The organism is Aliiglaciecola sp. LCG003 (assembly GCF_030316135.1).
Lineage (GTDB): Bacteria > Pseudomonadota > Gammaproteobacteria > Enterobacterales > Alteromonadaceae > Aliiglaciecola.
In genome coordinates this window covers 4,045,274-4,061,239 of record NZ_CP128185.1, presented here as the reverse complement: position 1 = coordinate 4,061,239, position 15,966 = coordinate 4,045,274, and the positions used below count along the sequence as shown (strand labels likewise).

The 15,966-nt window shown below is 43.2% G+C and carries 17 protein-coding genes; 7 read left to right on the top strand and 10 right to left on the bottom strand.

Features of this window, described 5'->3' with window-relative positions; translation table 11 throughout:
- Positions 1-9: 9 nt before the first annotated feature.
- The 5 genes from folK to sfsA form a co-directional block, all read right to left on the bottom strand.
- On the bottom strand, positions 10-516 hold the full coding sequence (gene folK / locus QR722_RS17735) for a 2-amino-4-hydroxy-6-hydroxymethyldihydropteridine diphosphokinase (protein WP_286284304.1): 507 nt from the start codon (positions 514-516) through the stop codon (positions 10-12).
- Positions 513-1,862 carry a polynucleotide adenylyltransferase PcnB gene (gene pcnB / locus QR722_RS17730; protein ID WP_353506913.1) on the bottom strand — a complete coding sequence of 450 codons (1,350 nt, stop codon included), beginning with the start codon at positions 1,860-1,862 and terminating at the stop codon, positions 513-515. Before pcnB ends, folK begins: the two co-directional genes overlap by 4 nt.
- 178 nt (positions 1,863-2,040) lie before the next feature.
- The gene (gluQRS, locus tag QR722_RS17725) at positions 2,041-2,898 is read right to left on the bottom strand and encodes a tRNA glutamyl-Q(34) synthetase GluQRS (RefSeq protein ID WP_286284303.1); all 858 of its coding nucleotides are present in this window, start codon (positions 2,896-2,898) and stop codon (positions 2,041-2,043) included.
- A 62-nt stretch (positions 2,899-2,960) separates the two neighbouring features.
- Positions 2,961-3,407, bottom strand: a complete 447-nt coding sequence (gene dksA / locus QR722_RS17720) for an RNA polymerase-binding protein DksA (protein WP_286284302.1) — start codon at positions 3,405-3,407, stop codon at positions 2,961-2,963.
- A 214-nt stretch (positions 3,408-3,621) separates the two neighbouring features.
- Entirely contained in the window at positions 3,622-4,338 is a 717-nt protein-coding gene (sfsA, locus tag QR722_RS17715) for a DNA/RNA nuclease SfsA (RefSeq protein WP_286284301.1), read from the bottom strand.
- A 103-nt stretch (positions 4,339-4,441) separates the two neighbouring features.
- On the opposite strand from sfsA, the gene pepB reads away from it, so the two are divergent.
- Positions 4,442-5,734 (top strand): aminopeptidase PepB, encoded by a 1,293-nt coding sequence (gene pepB, locus QR722_RS17710; protein WP_286284299.1) that lies wholly within the window; start codon positions 4,442-4,444, stop codon positions 5,732-5,734.
- A gap of 71 nt (positions 5,735-5,805) precedes the next feature.
- Here pepB and QR722_RS17705 read toward each other — a convergent pair whose 3' ends face one another.
- Entirely contained in the window at positions 5,806-5,988 is a 183-nt protein-coding gene (locus tag QR722_RS17705) for a helix-turn-helix domain-containing protein (protein WP_286284298.1), read from the bottom strand.
- Between the two features lie 232 nt (positions 5,989-6,220).
- On the opposite strand from QR722_RS17705, the gene QR722_RS17700 reads away from it, so the two are divergent.
- Both QR722_RS17700 and QR722_RS17695 read left to right on the top strand, forming a co-directional pair.
- Entirely contained in the window at positions 6,221-6,820 is a 600-nt protein-coding gene (locus QR722_RS17700; protein WP_286284297.1) for a YhgN family NAAT transporter, read from the top strand.
- Positions 6,817-7,398, top strand: a complete 582-nt coding sequence (locus QR722_RS17695; protein ID WP_286284296.1) for a YjaG family protein — start codon at positions 6,817-6,819, stop codon at positions 7,396-7,398. The genes QR722_RS17700 and QR722_RS17695 overlap by 4 nt, the downstream gene beginning before the upstream one ends.
- On the opposite strand, the gene rsmD is transcribed toward QR722_RS17695, so the two are convergent.
- Positions 7,395-7,997 (bottom strand): 16S rRNA (guanine(966)-N(2))-methyltransferase RsmD, encoded by a 603-nt coding sequence (rsmD, locus tag QR722_RS17690; RefSeq protein WP_286284295.1) that lies wholly within the window; start codon positions 7,995-7,997, stop codon positions 7,395-7,397. The genes QR722_RS17695 and rsmD overlap by 4 nt on opposite strands.
- 130 nt (positions 7,998-8,127) lie before the next feature.
- Between rsmD and ftsY the strand changes: the two genes are divergently transcribed.
- From ftsY to ftsX, 3 genes are read left to right on the top strand one after another with little or no spacing between them, the layout of a single operon-like run.
- A complete protein-coding gene (ftsY, locus tag QR722_RS17685) occupies positions 8,128-9,468 on the top strand; it encodes a signal recognition particle-docking protein FtsY (protein WP_286284294.1) in 1,341 nt (446 codons plus the stop codon).
- Positions 9,469-9,495: 27 nt separating this feature from the next.
- A complete protein-coding gene (gene ftsE, locus QR722_RS17680; RefSeq protein WP_286284293.1) occupies positions 9,496-10,200 on the top strand; it encodes a cell division ATP-binding protein FtsE in 705 nt (234 codons plus the stop codon).
- Positions 10,200-11,180 carry a permease-like cell division protein FtsX gene (gene ftsX, locus QR722_RS17675; protein WP_286284291.1) on the top strand — a complete coding sequence of 327 codons (981 nt, stop codon included), beginning with the start codon at positions 10,200-10,202 and terminating at the stop codon, positions 11,178-11,180. Before ftsE ends, ftsX begins: the two co-directional genes overlap by 1 nt.
- Before the next feature lie 52 nt (positions 11,181-11,232).
- On the opposite strand, the gene QR722_RS17670 is transcribed toward ftsX, so the two are convergent.
- Both QR722_RS17670 and QR722_RS17665 read right to left on the bottom strand, forming a co-directional pair.
- Entirely contained in the window at positions 11,233-12,471 is a 1,239-nt protein-coding gene (locus QR722_RS17670) for an EAL and HDOD domain-containing protein (RefSeq protein ID WP_286284290.1), read from the bottom strand.
- Between the two features lie 52 nt (positions 12,472-12,523).
- Complete coding sequence (locus QR722_RS17665) at positions 12,524-13,744, bottom strand: EAL and HDOD domain-containing protein (RefSeq protein ID WP_286284288.1); 1,221 nt, start codon at positions 13,742-13,744, stop codon at positions 12,524-12,526.
- 311 nt (positions 13,745-14,055) lie between these two features.
- On the opposite strand from QR722_RS17665, the gene rpoH reads away from it, so the two are divergent.
- The gene (gene rpoH / locus QR722_RS17660) at positions 14,056-14,910 is read left to right on the top strand and encodes an RNA polymerase sigma factor RpoH (RefSeq protein WP_286284287.1); all 855 of its coding nucleotides are present in this window, start codon (positions 14,056-14,058) and stop codon (positions 14,908-14,910) included.
- A gap of 65 nt (positions 14,911-14,975) precedes the next feature.
- On the opposite strand, the gene QR722_RS17655 is transcribed toward rpoH, so the two are convergent.
- Positions 14,976-15,887 (bottom strand): bifunctional GNAT family N-acetyltransferase/hotdog fold thioesterase, encoded by a 912-nt coding sequence (locus QR722_RS17655; protein ID WP_286284286.1) that lies wholly within the window; start codon positions 15,885-15,887, stop codon positions 14,976-14,978.
- Between the last annotated feature and the right edge of the window lie 79 nt (positions 15,888-15,966).

Here is a 15,966-nt window from a genome sequence, read left to right as displayed (position 1 = left end):
GAACCTATTTCATTCCCAAGTTACATCCTGTTGGATAATTTGGAGTCCATTCCTAGAAATATTGTTTAGTACAGAAATCAATGAATTACCACAAGGCAATAGCAGTTGTGGATTGATTTCGTGCAGTGGGTACAGTACGAATTCGCGCTCTTTCATACCATAATGTGGAACTGTCAGTAGAGTAGAATTAATCTGTTGTTGGTCGAACAACAAAATATCTAAATCTAAGGTACGTGGCCCCCAATGTTGATTTTTCCGTTGTCGTCCTTGCTCATGTTCAATTTTTTGCAAGGCTTCTAATAATTCAAAGGCCGTTAACTGGGTATGGATCTCTGCCACTGCATTGACGTAGTCCGGTTGATCTTGCGGGCCCATCGGCTTGCTAGCGTAAAATGACGAACATTGGGTCAGTTGCGTCTGCTCAAGCTTAGAAAGCGCGCTTAACGCCTCACGCAATTGTTCTGTTGGCTTGGAGAGGTTGCTGCCCAAGCCAATGTAACTAATATGAGGGGTCATTGCGGCGAAGGATTAGATGCTGTTGATTTCGGTTTTTTATTAGTCCGCCGTTTACGCGGACGACGGACAGCACCGCCTTCTTCATCTCGTAACTTAATTAACATGGTTTTACGCTGTTCGACACTCGCTTCTTGGAAACTTGTCCACCAATCGGCTAGCTCAAGTAATTGCCCACCTTCGATTTGACCTCGCAATAACAGAAAATCGTAGGCCGCACGGAAGCGCGGATGCTCTAACATTTGATAGGCTCTGCGACCAAAACGCTTGGGTAGACGCAATTGCAATTGCCAGATTTCACGCATGGTCGTGGTAAAGCGTTTAGGGATCATGATGCGCTGTACTTGGCGATGTAACACATCATTGATGGCAATATTGAATGCATCAAAATGATTCAACCCAGCTTCATCCATCATTTTCTGACAATATTCTTCAATCGGATACCACAAAAATGCGGCATATAGAAAGGCCGGTGTAACGCGCATGCCAGTATTAATGCGGTTGTCAGTATTGATCAACACCTGGCGGATAAATTGGCTTTCTCGACTCTGCGCATCGACTAGTAAAGGGGCTAATTGTGGTAGCAAAGGTTGAATAAGGTCGTATTTATTCATCAAGTCATAGGTTTGTAATCCTTGACCTGAAATGAACAGTTTAAGGACTTCTTCAAACAGCCGTGCTGGTGGGATATTACTTAGCAATGAGCCTAAACGTCTGATTGCTTCAACAGAATCATCGCTAATGGTCATATCTAGTTTGGCTGCAAACCTTACCGCTCTTAACATTCTGACGGGATCTTCGCGATAGCGAGTCTCAGGATCACCAATCAATTCAATGCGCTTATTTTTGATTGCATCCATACCATTGGCAAAATCAGTTACAGTAAAATCCGTCACGCGGTAATACATAGCGTTAACGGTAAAGTCACGGCGTTCGGCATCTTCTTCTATACTACCGAACACGTTGTCTCGTAAAATCTGCCCTTCTTGGCTTTGTTTGCCCAGAACTTCCTTATTAGATTTTTTGTCTGATTTTTTATCGGATTTTTCTGGTTCGCTTTGGTGGTGTCCGCGAAAAGTGGCTACTTCGATGATTTCACGACCAAAAACCACATGGGCGAGGCGAAAGCGTCGACCTATTAAGCGGCAATTTTTAAATAGCTCTTTTACTTCATCTGGCGTGGCATTGGTTACCACATCAAAATCTTTAGGGTGTAAGCCGACGATCAAATCTCGTACGCAACCACCTACCAGATAAGCCTCGAATCCGGCGCTATTAAGACGATATAAAACTTTAAGGGCATTATCACTAATCCCTTTTCTGGAAATACCATGCTCACCGCGGGTCAATACTTTAGGATTAAGCAAAGTAGATTGCGGTTTTTTATTATTTGCAGTCAAAGCACTTTTGACTTTTTTGATCACGCGGGAAATGATTGTTTTGACTCCTGACTTTCCAGCCCATATTAATTCTGGTGGTTTGGCGCGCAATAATATACTGGATAAAGACTATTTTCTATCTATTGGCTCAGCAAAAATGCTTTGTATGCCATTTTTCTATTGCCCAGTGTAATACTTCATTGACGCCTGAGTGAACGATTTCAACTGGAACCTGAAGATTTAGGTAACTCAATGCTTCAGTTAGATTCTGAGCTGCACAGTTGTTATCCAGCGCTGGTGCGTAATTTTGCTTACTAAACTTACGGCCATCTGCAAAGGTAACTAGCGGCAAATGCATGCATTGCGGAGGTGTTTTTTGTAGCGCTCGAAATAAACTCCATTGGCATGCTGTCGGTAACAGTAAGTCTTCGCCCCTGACAATTTCGGTTATACCCATGGCAATATCATCTGCGACTGAAGCCAGATGATAGGCATAGAGGCCATCTTTCCGCTTCACAATGAAGTCTTCTCCTGTGGCCACTGGGTCGGTGGAAACTGTCCCAAGTCTATTATCCTCAATTGAGCAGACGCCACCGGGGTTGTTAAAGCGCACAGAATAGGGAGGAGTTAGGTTGGTTTTATATTTGCAAGTTCCAGCATAGTAGGGCCCTTTAGCTTTGATTTGCTGACGAGTGCATTCACAAAAATAGACTAAACCTGATTCGCTAAGTTGATGTAAAGCTTTCTGATAGCGTTGCTGATTATGGCTTTGCATAACAACCTCATCCTGCCATAGCAAACCGTGGGCAATTAAGCTGCTTTGAATAGACTCAACTGCGCCAGGCACAATTCGTGGCGGATCGATATCATCTATTCTAAGTCGCCATATACCATTGTGAACTTTAGCTTGCAGAAAACCACCCAGCGCTGTCACCAATGATCCCATATGCAGAGGGCCGGAGGGGCTAGGAGCGAATCTACCTATGTATGAAGAGGTTGGTTGCATAGTGAACTCTAAAAAACGACAAAAGCCGCTACAGCGGCTTTTGAATTACAATTTAGCAGAAATTAGCCCTGCAATTGTTTTTCTTTGATCTCAGCAAGTGTTTTACAATCGATACATAAATCGGCAGTAGGGCGCGCTTCAAGGCGGCGTACACCAATTTCGATTCCACAGGCATCACAAAACCCGAAGTCGTCATCTTCAATACGTTTTAGGGTTTTCTCTATCTTTTTGATCAACTTCCGCTCGCGGTCGCGGGTACGAAGTTCAAGACTAAACTCTTCTTCTTGAGCAGCACGATCGACTGGATCAGGGAAGTTAGCTGCTTCATCTTGCATATGGTGCACAGTGCGGTCAACTTCTTCACGTAGTTGCGAACGCCATGCAGACAAAATTTTACGAAAATGCTCCATCTGAGCTTCGTTCATGTATTCTTCGCCAGGTTTTTCCTGATATGGAGTCAAACCAGCGAGTGCCATTAACCCTAATGCTTTTTCTTTTCCTGTTGGCATGTGCCAAATCTCCTACACTACGACGCAAACAGTGCTTACTAGGAATCCATCTAAAGAAGAAGGTGATAAACCTAGTAAACCTAGCCTGGTCGAAAATATGCAATGACTGTTATTACAATCTGTCAAAGTCGGTACGATTCTAGCCGACTTGCCCTACAAAAATCTACGTGGCTGTTTTTTACGACTGGCAAACATAGGCTCCTAAAATAAAAAATCAACCCTTTTTTTTGCAAATGAATTTTAACTCTTGATTTAGCTCGACTTTTTGTTGACTAATATGGCAGCCATAAGCGTAAATTTCCACTCCTACTTGTTTAGCTGTGTGTAAAGTCTGAGCATATTCCGGATCTATCTCTGCTGCGACCCGCACTGTACTGATAGCAGAATGTTGTACGCAATAGAGTAAAACAGCGCGTTTTTGTTGTTCGACAATCTGCATTAACTCCCGTAAATGTTTACTTCCCCGCGCCGTTTTGGCATCGGGGAAAAAGCCATCTTGCCCTCTTGCTAAAGTGACAGATTTAACCTCGACATAACAATCTGCTCGATCTTCGCTTTGGAGCAGCAGATCGATGCGACTATTTTCCGCACCGTATTTCACTTCTGCTGTACAACTGGAATAGCCACTGAGTTCGCTAATGCGATTGTCATTTATGGCTTCGCTAACCAGCTTATTGGCGTTATGGGTATTTACCCCAATCCAATCACCACCAAAGGTTTGTGCTAACTCCCAAGTATAGCCAAGTTTACGTTTAGGGTTAGTTGAAGGGCTCAACCAAACTGTATATCCGGGTTCAGCGCAGCCCGTCATGGCACCTGTATTGGGGCAATAGGCAGTGACCAGTTCTCCATTCTCTAACTCAATATCGGCTAAAAATCTTTTATAGCGTTTTATCAGTGTGCCCTTGATAAGTGGTGTCTGGAACTGCATATTACCTCTATTACCTGAAGCTATTAACTTAATAGCCTTTCATCTTGGAGCGTTGAACAGTGCAACGCTGTGACCCATCTAATCGAATTAGGAATGACTTAGTATGCCACATCTTTTAGTCGAACTCAGTTATCAAACTGCAGCACATCATTGGGGCGACCCTGCTCTGCTTAGCTTTGACGCAGACAAAGCCACTATTCACCTGGACCCAAATCAATCGTCTGACGAGCAAAATATGGCGATTCAAAAAGCAGCTAGAAAGATAGATGGATTAGATTTACAAGGCATTAAATTTGCGGGTGAATGGCAATTAGAGCAGCAATGGATGTTCGCCTTTAGTTTCCGTAGGCCCCGTAATGCACAGCCAGTTGTGTGGCTAGACAACGACGATAAGGAAACTTTAGAACAGCGCTATGCTGCTCTAGAGTTCACCCGTGACATGGTCAATGCCACGCCAGAAGAACTCTCGCCAGAAGCCCTGGCTAAACGCAGTATAGATTGGATCACTTCGTTGGCTAAAGACGCGGTAAGCGTCAAACAATGGGTTGGCGAAGAACTGGCTGACGCTGGTTGGACGGGGATTTACAATGTCGGCCGAGGCAGTGTTAGACCACCGGTATTGCTAGAACTAGATTTCAATCCTGGTTTGAACGATCAAGAACCAGTGGCCGCTGCACTGGTTGGAAAAGGGATTACCTTTGATAGCGGTGGCTACAGCATTAAAAGCAGCGAAGGCATGCTCAATATGAAATGTGACATGGGGGGCGCTGCAACTGTAACTGGCGCACTCGGTTTGGCGATAATGCAAGGTTTGAATAAACGGGTTAAATTGTTTCTATGCTGTGCGGAAAACCTGATTAGTGGCCATGCCTATAAACTTGGCGACGTACTAACTTATAAAAATGGTGTGTCGGTAGAAATAGTCAACACTGATGCCGAAGGCCGACTCGTTCTGGCGGATGGTTTGTTAGCCGCAAGCGAAACCAAAGCCCCAATTATCATAGATGCAGCGACACTTACTGGCGCCGCTGTTGCTGCTACTGGTGGTGATTACAACGCCTTGTTCGCCTTAGATAAAGCCGCTTTGAAAAACTTTATGGGTTGCTCAGAGCAAGAAAATGAAATGGTCTGGCCGCTACCTCTTGAAATCTGGCATCAAGACAAATGTCCTTCAAATTTTGCAGACACGGCTAACAGTCGAGCGCAAAAAGGAGGTGGCGCAGGCGGTGCATCCAATGCAGCTGGATTCCTGTCTCGTTTTGTAGCCAATCAAGGCGATGGGTGGGTACATGTGGATTTGGCAGCCGCATACAACTCAAATGCTAATGCTTTCTTACCTGCAGGTGCCACAGGCATTGGTTTCCGTGGAATTGCCAAAGTGCTACTTGACGCTTAAAAAACTGATGTGGGTCGACCAAGTTGTCGATCCACCTGTCAATTTTATCAATTCATTATGTTGTGAATTGATTAAATACCACCAATGCGTTCTGCAAATTCTTTGTATTTTTCAACATCAGATTTGTCGAACAAAGGCTTACCCTCGGCATCTTTGTCTTTAGATATAAGTAGGCTCTCTCGTTCCAATCTCTCTACACGTAGCTCTTGTACGCCCAAAAACTCAGCGACTTCTGTTACTGACATCAAACTCATCAATCTTTCCTCTTAGTTACTTTTAGATATTTTCGTTCTGCTACTATTAAAGCGCAACTTGCTTAGATTGCTAGTTTCGAAGCTACTTTATATGCAAATTTTTATTTGAGCATCTAAAGTAAATTAACTCCTACCTTGGTGCAAGTAATTGATTTAGCTTTTATTCTAGATAGGGTTATGGAATTAGTCGGATTCGGTTTACAATTCCACGGAATTTATTAATGGAGGTGGAATGGATATTTGGTCTGCGGCAGTCATGTTATTTTTAATTATGGACCCTTTGGGAAACCTGCCAATATTTATGTCTATTCTGAAATCCATAGAGCCTAAGCGTCGTCGAATTGTGCTGGCAAGAGAGCTGATATTTTCTCTGCTAATTATGTTTTTGTTTTTATTTAGTGGTCAGGCAGTGCTTGATTTTCTCAACGTCAAACAACAAGCAGTAAGCATTGCCGGTGGAATTATCCTATTCCTGATTGCCATACGGATGATCTTTCCGCAAAAGGGGCATCATGACGATGACATAGGAGAGCAGGAACCTTTTATTGTACCTTTGGCGATCCCGATGATTGCCGGCCCATCTTTGCTAGCCGCATTGATTCTATTGGCCAATCAGGATCCGTTAAGAATGTTTGATTGGTCGATTGCCGTGGCATCAGCATGGCTGGCATCGGCTGCTATTCTAATGTTTTCAGGGTTATTGTTTAAAATTTTAGGTGAGCGTGGGTTAATTGCTATTGAACGTTTGATGGGTATGATTTTAATCATGCTAGCCATTCAAATGTTTCTTGATGGCGTGGGTAATTATTATGCGTTTGGAGCGAGTAAGTGAACACTAAGCTAAACACCTTTCAACGAGTTCGAGAACTTACCGGTTGGCATGCGGTGGCATTTGCAGCCACCTTAGTACAGCGTATGCAACCCAATTATCAGCTTTTTTGTCAAGCGACGGAATATTCCGATGCCGAACAGTTTCGAAAATCATTGGAATCTATTTGGCAGTGGTTAGGCCGTAGCGGAACGAAAATTAATTTTGCTTTGCAACTGGATAAAGTTGAAGAGGCGACTCCGGATGCCGCAGATTTTGATAATTATGGTGTCTATCCTGCAATTGACGCAGCAATCTCCTTGGCGGCGACTATATCATTGATTATGAACGACGAGCCGCAAGGTGCCGTAATGGTCAGTAAACTCTCGCAAGGCTGTGTGGAAGCCTTTGTAGAGGCTGTCGCGGGTGAATCCTTGTCGGCAGAAGAGATTAAACAACATCCTTTGATGGCCTGGGAAGTTGAATTTCAAACTGAGCTATTAGACGCTTTACACAATATGTCCCCCTCATCTGACAGTATCAAGCTGCTTAAAAAGCTGGCCGTTGAAGAAGGTGTTTCCAATATAGGCATCGAAATCTAATCTTGGTTTAGCGCAGTTACTTGAAAAACACGGCTACTGACTTGCTGGGTTTGTTTGTCCTTAATACACTGCCAATTGGCTGGCACCGCATAATTGGCATTTTCTCTTTCACATTCGATATAAATTAGACTGCCTGAATTGACCAATTCGGCCGCCACTAATTGGCTAATAGATTTCGCTACTAGCCCTTGGTTGAAGGGCGGATCGATAAAAATGATGTTGAAATTATTTTGTAACTTGGCGCTTAGTGTAAGCGCATCACCATGCAGGACAACGGCAGCATCGGCTGAAACCGACAGGGTTTTGAGGTTAGTTCGGATGACCTCGCATGCCGCTTTATTTTGTTCGATGAAAGTGACATGTGCGGCATATCGAGACAAGGCTTCGAGACCCAAACTTCCGCTACCTGCGAACATGTCCAAACAGCTACTGTCAGTCAAATAAGGCATCAACCAATTATACAAGGTTTCCTTCGTTCGATCTGTCGTCGGCCGAAGACCCTCGACATCGATTACCGCTAATTTACGGCCACGCCACTTGCCACTGATGATCCTCAGTACCCCTGTTGGGGAAGAATGCTTTTTTACGCCTCGCTTCATGAATCCAAGAAATGCTATGATTGTCAAAATTGGTTGATAGTGTAAACCTTTAGGCGTTTTTCTGCACTCGTGAGTTTTGAAAGGCGCAGTGAAGTATTAAATTTGAGTAATTGAGAGAACAGAATTTCCCATGTCTAAATTTTTCCGTTGGTTTAATAAAAGCAAAGAAGAACAGCAGGAAACGCCCACCCAAAGTGACGCGTTGCCAGATGATAAGACGCTGCCTGTTGAACAAAAGCCCACTTCTAATCAACCGCAAGAGCGACAAGATGATGCAGTTGAAGTTGAATCAACCCAAGAATCCATAGCCGAAGTAGTTGTGCAACAGCCTGTTGATGTGCAGGCGGATATTGCAGCAGAACTGACTGCTGATTTAACTGAAGTGAATCCACAAGTAAATTTAACCGTGGACACAGAAAAACCCCTAACAGACACTCTTAGAGAGCCAGAGCCAGAGCCAGAGCCAGAGCCAGAGCCAGAGCCAGAGCCAGAGCCAGAGCCAGAGCCAGAGCCAGAGCCAGAGCCAGAGCCAGAGCCAGAGGGGTTTTTCACTCGTCTCAAGCGTGGCTTATCGCGAACTAAAGAAAACCTCGGTAGTGGGATTATCAGTCTATTCAAAGGTAAAGCCATTGATGATGAGTTGTTCGAAGAGCTTGAAACCCAATTGCTGGTTGCTGATTTGGGGATGGATACCACCAACAAAATTATTACTAAACTGACCGAGAGTGCTAAACGTTCCCAACTCAAAGATGGTGATGCGCTCTATCAATTGTTGAAGCAGCAAATGGCGGATATATTGGGCAAAACCAGTCAACCGCTGGCTATTGAGAAAAGTGACGGCCCTTTTGTCATATTGATGGTCGGTGTGAACGGGGTGGGTAAAACCACCACAATCGGTAAGTTAGCCAAGCAATTTCAGCAGCAAGGTAAAAAAGTGATGTTAGCGGCCGGTGATACTTTCCGCGCGGCGGCGGTTGAACAATTGCAGGTTTGGGGAGAACGCAACAATATACCTGTTGTGGCACAGCAGACAGGTTCAGACAGCGCTTCGGTTATTTTTGATGCGTTTCAATCTGCCCAAGCGAAGAATATAGATATCTTGATTGCTGATACTGCTGGTCGTTTGCAAAACAAAGAGCATTTGATGGAAGAGCTTAAAAAAGTGGTACGGGTGATGAAGAAAATCCATCCAGATGCCCCTCATGAAATCATGCTAACCTTGGACGCAGGCACTGGCCAAAATGCGATAAGCCAAACTAAACTATTTAATGAAGCTGTGGGTTTGACTGGGATAACCTTAACTAAATTAGATGGTACCGCTAAAGGTGGCGTTATATTTGCCATTGCTGATAAATTTGACATTCCTATCCGCTACATAGGTGTAGGGGAAGGCATAGATGATTTAAGGCCTTTTGACAGTGCCCAGTTCGTTGAAGCATTGTTTCAAGATGGTGAGACTAGTCCTCAGTAGAGGTCAACGATGTAGGTAAAATATCCGGTGATAAAGTTTGACAAAGTAAGCAAAACTTATGCTGGTGGCCAACAGGCGCTGCGTAAGGTGAGTTTTCACATTGAGCCAGGCGAAATGGCCTTTCTCACCGGCCACTCTGGGGCGGGCAAAAGTACATTGCTCAAGCTGATTAGCATTATGGAGCGTCCAACTGTAGGACAGGTTCTGATCAACGGTCACGATCTGAATAAGATCCAGCGCCGACAAATTGCTTACATCAGGCGCGATATTGGAATGATTTTCCAAAGTCACCAATTATTGATGGATAAAACAGTATTCGACAATGTCGCCTTACCATTAGTTATTGAAGGCTATTCACACAAAGAAATCACCAAACGAGTGCACGCAGCGCTTGAGATGGTGGGGCTCAGAGATAAGATCCGCAACCTACCGATTATGCTATCCGGTGGTGAGCAACAGCGGGTTGGAATCGCCCGTGCCGTGGTAAACAAACCTCCGCTATTGTTGGCCGATGAGCCCACCGGAAACTTAGACCCGAAACTATCGATGGAAATTATTCGCTTGTTTGAAGACTTTAATCAAGCAGGCGTATCAGTGTTTATTGCTACCCATGATCTTGGCTTGATTGCACGCATGAAGTACCGCACCCTAACCCTCAAGCAAGGCCAAATGATCACAGATGGTTTAACCGATGAATGGGACGGGACATCACCCAAGGAGTACAGTCTCTAATGAGTATTCTGTTTACGGGCCGTTCTCATGGCGCACAAACCACTCAAGTCGGGCTTGTACAGCGCATCTTAATGTTTTTTGTTAGTCATGTGCGTCAAGCGCTTAGCAGCCTAGGCGAGTTGTGGCGAGCCCCTGTGGCATCTTTAATGACTATAGGGGTGTTGGGGCTGAGTATAACCTTACCCAGCACCTTTTATATTCTGGTCAAAAATGCTGAGCATATTGCTGATGGGTGGGAGCAAGCATCTGAGATTACCTTGTTCTTGCAAAAAGACATTAAACCAAAAGATAGCGCTCAACTGGTCACACGACTGGGTCTGTGGTCTGAAATTGACAGCGTAAGCTTTATTCCTGCAGACCAAGGTCTCAAAGAGTTTCAACAGCTATCAGGCTTAGGGGACGCGTTAGATTACCTATCTGAAAACCCGCTACCCGATGTGGTGCTGGTTAAACCTCTTGCGAAATATAGCTCGCCGACGGCCGCTAAGCTGTTGCTCGAAAAACTGCGCAATGAGCGGTTCGTTGAACAAGGAAAATTGGATATTAAGTGGCTTGAAAGATTGCATGGTTTCTTGTCTATAGCTAAAGAGCTGATATATGCAGTTGCCTTGCTATTATTTCTAGCAGTTGTGCTGATCATTGGCAACACCATCAGATTGAATATTCTCAGTCGTCGCGACGAAATATTGGTCATGAAGCTAGTGGGGGCAACGGATGCTTTTATCCATCGTCCGTTTATGTATACCGGCTTCTGGTATGGTTTGTTGGGCGGCTTGATGGCGTGGTTCGCGGTCCTAATCTTACTTTGGTGGATGGGCGGCAGTATCGATGCACTCACGGCTAAATATGACAAAAATTTCGATCTCACTGGTATGAATCTAGAAGCCTTGCTAGTGATGTTGGGGGTCTCCGTATTTTTAGGTTTAGCAGGCTCGATGATTTCAGTTCACCGCCATGTTAGAGGTATTGAGCCAAAATAACTCGCGCTCTTGAGCAATACCTCTGTGCATGGCAGTGGACCGCTAGGGTAAATTAAGCGACGGTTCTTGGATAATGCGGCGAAATGGAATGTCTGACGCCGTTACCCCACAAAATCGCTTCATTGAATAAACCATGTACAAACTTTTGCTCCAGCTTGAGGGCATCACAGATACGTTTTACTTTCAGCCAGGTACCACTTTCAAATGCTCTGGCTAACATAATGTAAAGTAGCAAATCGTTCTGGCCGCCGCATAAAGCAAATTTCACTTCATCAACAATTGGCATTTTTGTGACCAATTGCTGCATTTCTTGGTCTAGTAATGCATCCAGTAAGGAAAACAACCCAGTCATAAAGCCAGTGGGTGGATTGTCACCCACCTTACGCTCTTTGGCTAACAAATCACAAAATTTAGCCCGTACCAAAGACATATGGAGTAATTCCATCGGTTTGTCATCCGCTAAATTTGCAATTGCCAGCAGGGCTATAAATTTCTTAACCTCCACTTCACCCATGTAATTTAACGCATGTTTTAAAGAGGTAATTTTAAAGCGCTTGTTGATCATGGGGTTATTGATGAAACGCAATAACATATACGATAGACCCACATCCCGCTCAATGATGTCATTGACCCGATCGATTGCAAAATTATCATTATTGGTCTCACTAATGAGTTCAATCATTGACAGTTTGTTTACAGGCAGGGGAGATTGGGTAAAGGACTCAGGCTTGGAAAAGAAATAACCTTGAAAATAATCAAAACCCATTTCACTAAATTGTTGAAAGCTCTGCTGAGTATTAACGTTGTCTGCTACCATTTTAACGTTTGCGTTATTAAAGCGCGGTACTTGCTTAGCAATACTCGGAATAGCGTGACGCAAGGTATCAATTTTGACGATATTGACTAAATTGAGTAGATCACTGCTGGTGGTTAATTTAGGTTCGGCTAAGGCGATCTGAAAACCCATTTCACGAATGTTTTCACAGGCTTTGACGAGATTCATGTCTCCTACGTCGCCATCGGATACTTCAACTACCACCGTTTTAGGGTCTAAACTTTTCGGAAGGCCTTTGTACAAGGTTTCATTAGTAAAGTTGATGAAGGAAGTCTTCTGACAAGAAATATCGTCAAGGGCGAGTTTTTGCGGCGAATAATTCGCCGTTGATGGTTCATCAGCATCTATATTATATTCTGGAAAGCAGTTCTTTATACCGTCTCTAAATAGCAGCTCATAGGCAAACACATCCTTTTCTCTGTCTAATATCGGTTGCCGAGCGACGAAAGCAAACATTTATTAATCCTCAATTTTGATTTTAGTTTTTTAGAGTTAAATCAATATATGGCTATTTTTTAATAGAATCTGTCATTGATGCGCCCCAATTCATCGCCTCATTATAGAAACTATGCAACAAGCGCTGATCTAGTTCAAGCTTTGTAGCAAGCTGTTTAACGCCTTTCCAGTCAGTATATTCGAATGCTCTGGCCAGTGATAAATAATCTCTAAGTTGAGATTCTATACCACATAAAGCATTTTTTAGGTCATCTATCAGTGGTAATTTCTCCATCAATTGCTGCATTGATTGGTCTAACAATGCGTCTAGCAACGATAACAAGCCCACCAAAAAGCCCATGGGGGGATTGTTTGCCGCTTTTTTCTCATTACCCACTAGTTCACAAAATTTAGCTCTCACTAAGGATAAGTGCACAAGCTCTGGGGGTTTATTTTCTGCCATATTGGCTAATGCGACCAAGGCGATAAATTTCCTAATTTCCACTTCACCCATATAGGTTAGTGCGTGGTTCAATGAAGTGATTTTATTGCGCTTGTTGAGAATGGGGTTGTTGATAAACCGTAGCAACATATAAGACAAGGAAACATCTTTGGCAATAATGTTATGGATTTTTTCAAAATCAAATAAAATTCCACTGCTCGCACTGATAAGCTCAAGCAAGACCAACTTTGAAGAAGGAATATTTCGGTGTTTAGTGATTTCAGGTCTGGCGAAATAGTAACCTTGGTAAAAATCAAATCCTATAGCCTTACAGCGCAGAAATTCCTCTTGTGTTTCAATTTTTTCAGCAACTAATTTAATTCCCATTTGCTGATATTTTGGAATTAACCGCTCAACTGTAGCAAATTCCACTTCGGCCAAATCAACCTTTATTATGTGAATATAAGGCAGTAGTGGATCCCATTTAGGATCAAAGTCGTGATCGTCCAGCGCGACCTTGTAGCCCAAATTGGAAATATGTTTACATGCCGCGATAAGTTCTGAGCTGATGTCGACCGTCTCAACAACTTCAATCACCACATTTTGTGGATTTAATGAGGTCGGGAAGCGATAAAGAAGCGTATCAGTATGGAAATTTATAAAGGCTATTTTGCCAGCCGTTATCTCCTCTACACCCATAGATAGATGACTACCGGTGATCAGTTTAGAGGTTGCCTCATCAGGTCCGATTTCAGGGAAACAATTACTTTTTCCGTCTCTAAAAAGTAGCTCATACGCATATACTTCAGAATTATTATCAAAAATAGCTTGTCTTGCGACGTATGCAAACATCTAAACCGGCCCTATAATATAAAAAATATTTATGTTTTCTAACCTGAGTTGAAATTCAGCAAACCTGAGACTTTTCAACCTCTCTAGCTAGTTTTATAATCAGCGTTGGCATTCTGGAACAAAAACTTAACAATTCATATCTTTAAATGTTTAGATATGCCCCCATTAAGCTCTATTGACTAAAAATAACTAGTTTTTATAAAATTTATTGAATTATTTGGTCGTTCTGACGGTCTTACAACGTATAGACGAGTAGCGTCACCCAATAGTCTTTGGTAGACTACCAGGTAGTAACAAATTAAGGGGTTTACATGAGCACAAATATGCGAGCTTTAGCATTGAGCGTCCCTCAAAGTGGAAGCATCGAAACCTATATTCAAGCGGTCAGCACTATTAATATGCTGACGGTTGAAGAGGAGCGTGCGCTTGCCGAGCGTCTTCAGCAAGATGATGACTTAGAAGCTGCACGTAAACTGGTTATGTCTCACTTACGTTTTGTTGTCCATATAGCTAAATCTTATTCTGGCTATGGATTGCCACAAGCGGATTTAATTCAAGAAGGTAATATCGGTTTGATGAAAGCGGTTAAACGTTTTGATCCAACAGTTGGTGTTCGCCTAGTCTCCTTTGCTGTGCATTGGATTAAAGCCGAAATTCATGAATTTGTCTTAAAAAATTGGCGCATAGTGAAAGTTGCAACCACTAAAGCCCAACGTAAGTTATTTTTCAATCTACGTAAGAATAAGAAGCGTTTAGGTTGGTTTACCCACGATGAAGTGCAAAAAGTTGCAAAAGAACTGGGTGTGAGTACCAAAGAAGTACTGCAAATGGAAGCTCGTATGAGTAGCCAAGATCAGGCTTTTGACCTATCAGCTGATGATGATGAAAGTGGAAGCTTTGCTCCCGTCCAATTTTTGGAAGACAAATCTGCCGATGTTGAAAGCGAAGTATTGGATGCCGACTATGATAAAAACGCTAGTAAGCGTTTATACTCGGCGATCAAAACCTTAGACGAGCGCAGCCAACATATTATTCAAACCCGTTGGTTGACTGACGATAAACTTACTTTGCAAGAACTTGCTGATAAATACCAAGTGTCAGCTGAGCGAGTTCGTCAAATTGAAAAGAATGCAATGAAGAAATTACAGTCAGCGATGGTTGCTTAATATCCTTCAGAGCAAAAAAAGCGCGTATATCGCGCTTTTTTTTATATCCGTAATTTGGGAGTAGCTTAACCCTCGGCTTTAGCGCTAGGTAACACCCAAAATACGCCTTTGAATTCAGCCACTGGCATTTCGCCATCAAGAATGTCCACTTGCAGTTTGATGGCAGTTTTCTTGTCACGCTCGAGTAATTCAAACTTCCCTTCTAGGGTTTCTATGTTGCATTTGGCTCTAGGTTGCATGGTGATGGGTTTGTGATAATGAATGTCACCGTCCCCCAAAACTATCTCACCTGACAATGATTTTTCTTTTAACTTAAGGTGGATCATGCCCCAGCCAGTCAAAGTAGCCAAAGAAAATATACTGCCGGCGAACATGGTTCCGTGAAGATTAATATTTTTGTTTAACGACGCTCTGGTTTCGAGAGTCTTGCCTGTATATTGATAAAGCTGAATGCCCATTTGCTCACTGATCGGAATAGTTTCATACCATGTATTTTGCAATTCCTGACACCATTTTGGGTGGAGCATTACTTGATTAACATCAGAGAGTTTTTTGATCATTTGGGTGCGCTTAAGCTTACCCATTTCGGCAGAGACTTCTTTTTCTATTTCAAAACCGCAGGCAGTAAAAAACTCGATAGACACTTTACGGCTGTTTGTGACTAGACGTTTTGCGCCCTGTTGGCGAGCTACCTCCTCCAGCGCGGAATAAATTAACTTACCCACTCCTTTGCCTTGATGCTCTTTAGAGACCGCTATATGGCGAATCTGCGCTTCTTCAGCCATGTTGAGATGTACACGGCCCACAGCGATGACCTTTCCTTGGCTGTCGACTACCATACGATGTTCTCCCACTTGCTCATATTCATCTTTCTCTGAGCCAAGCGGATGATTCCAAGGTTTTCTGAGCATTTCCCAACGAAATAGGAAATAAGCAGCTAACTGTTCATCGGTTTTTGGTATTTCAATTCTGTACATAAAAGTTTGGATCTCTTGTTATCAATCGTCTTTCGTTTGCTATCTATGCATACATATGGTGTCACATCATGGATGTGGG

Coding starts and splice junctions, on each gene's coding strand:
- folK (WP_286284304.1), bottom strand. CDS start 516: ATGACCCCTCATATTAGTTACATTGGCTTGGGCAGCAACCTCTCCAAG.
- gluQRS (WP_286284303.1), bottom strand. CDS start 2,898: ATGCAACCAACCTCTTCATACATAGGTAGATTCGCTCCTAGCCCCTCC.
- dksA (WP_286284302.1), bottom strand. CDS start 3,407: ATGCCAACAGGAAAAGAAAAAGCATTAGGGTTAATGGCACTCGCTGGT.
- sfsA (WP_286284301.1), bottom strand. CDS start 4,338: ATGCAGTTCCAGACACCACTTATCAAGGGCACACTGATAAAACGCTAT.
- pepB (WP_286284299.1), top strand. CDS start 4,442: ATGCCACATCTTTTAGTCGAACTCAGTTATCAAACTGCAGCACATCAT.
- QR722_RS17705 (WP_286284298.1), bottom strand. CDS start 5,988: ATGAGTTTGATGTCAGTAACAGAAGTCGCTGAGTTTTTGGGCGTACAA.
- QR722_RS17700 (WP_286284297.1), top strand. CDS start 6,221: ATGGATATTTGGTCTGCGGCAGTCATGTTATTTTTAATTATGGACCCT.
- rsmD (WP_286284295.1), bottom strand. CDS start 7,997: ATGAAGCGAGGCGTAAAAAAGCATTCTTCCCCAACAGGGGTACTGAGG.
- ftsY (WP_286284294.1), top strand. CDS start 8,128: ATGTCTAAATTTTTCCGTTGGTTTAATAAAAGCAAAGAAGAACAGCAG.
- ftsX (WP_286284291.1), top strand. CDS start 10,200: ATGAGTATTCTGTTTACGGGCCGTTCTCATGGCGCACAAACCACTCAA.
- QR722_RS17670 (WP_286284290.1), bottom strand. CDS start 12,471: ATGTTTGCTTTCGTCGCTCGGCAACCGATATTAGACAGAGAAAAGGAT.
- QR722_RS17665 (WP_286284288.1), bottom strand. CDS start 13,744: ATGTTTGCATACGTCGCAAGACAAGCTATTTTTGATAATAATTCTGAA.
- rpoH (WP_286284287.1), top strand. CDS start 14,056: ATGAGCACAAATATGCGAGCTTTAGCATTGAGCGTCCCTCAAAGTGGA.
- QR722_RS17655 (WP_286284286.1), bottom strand. CDS start 15,887: ATGTACAGAATTGAAATACCAAAAACCGATGAACAGTTAGCTGCTTAT.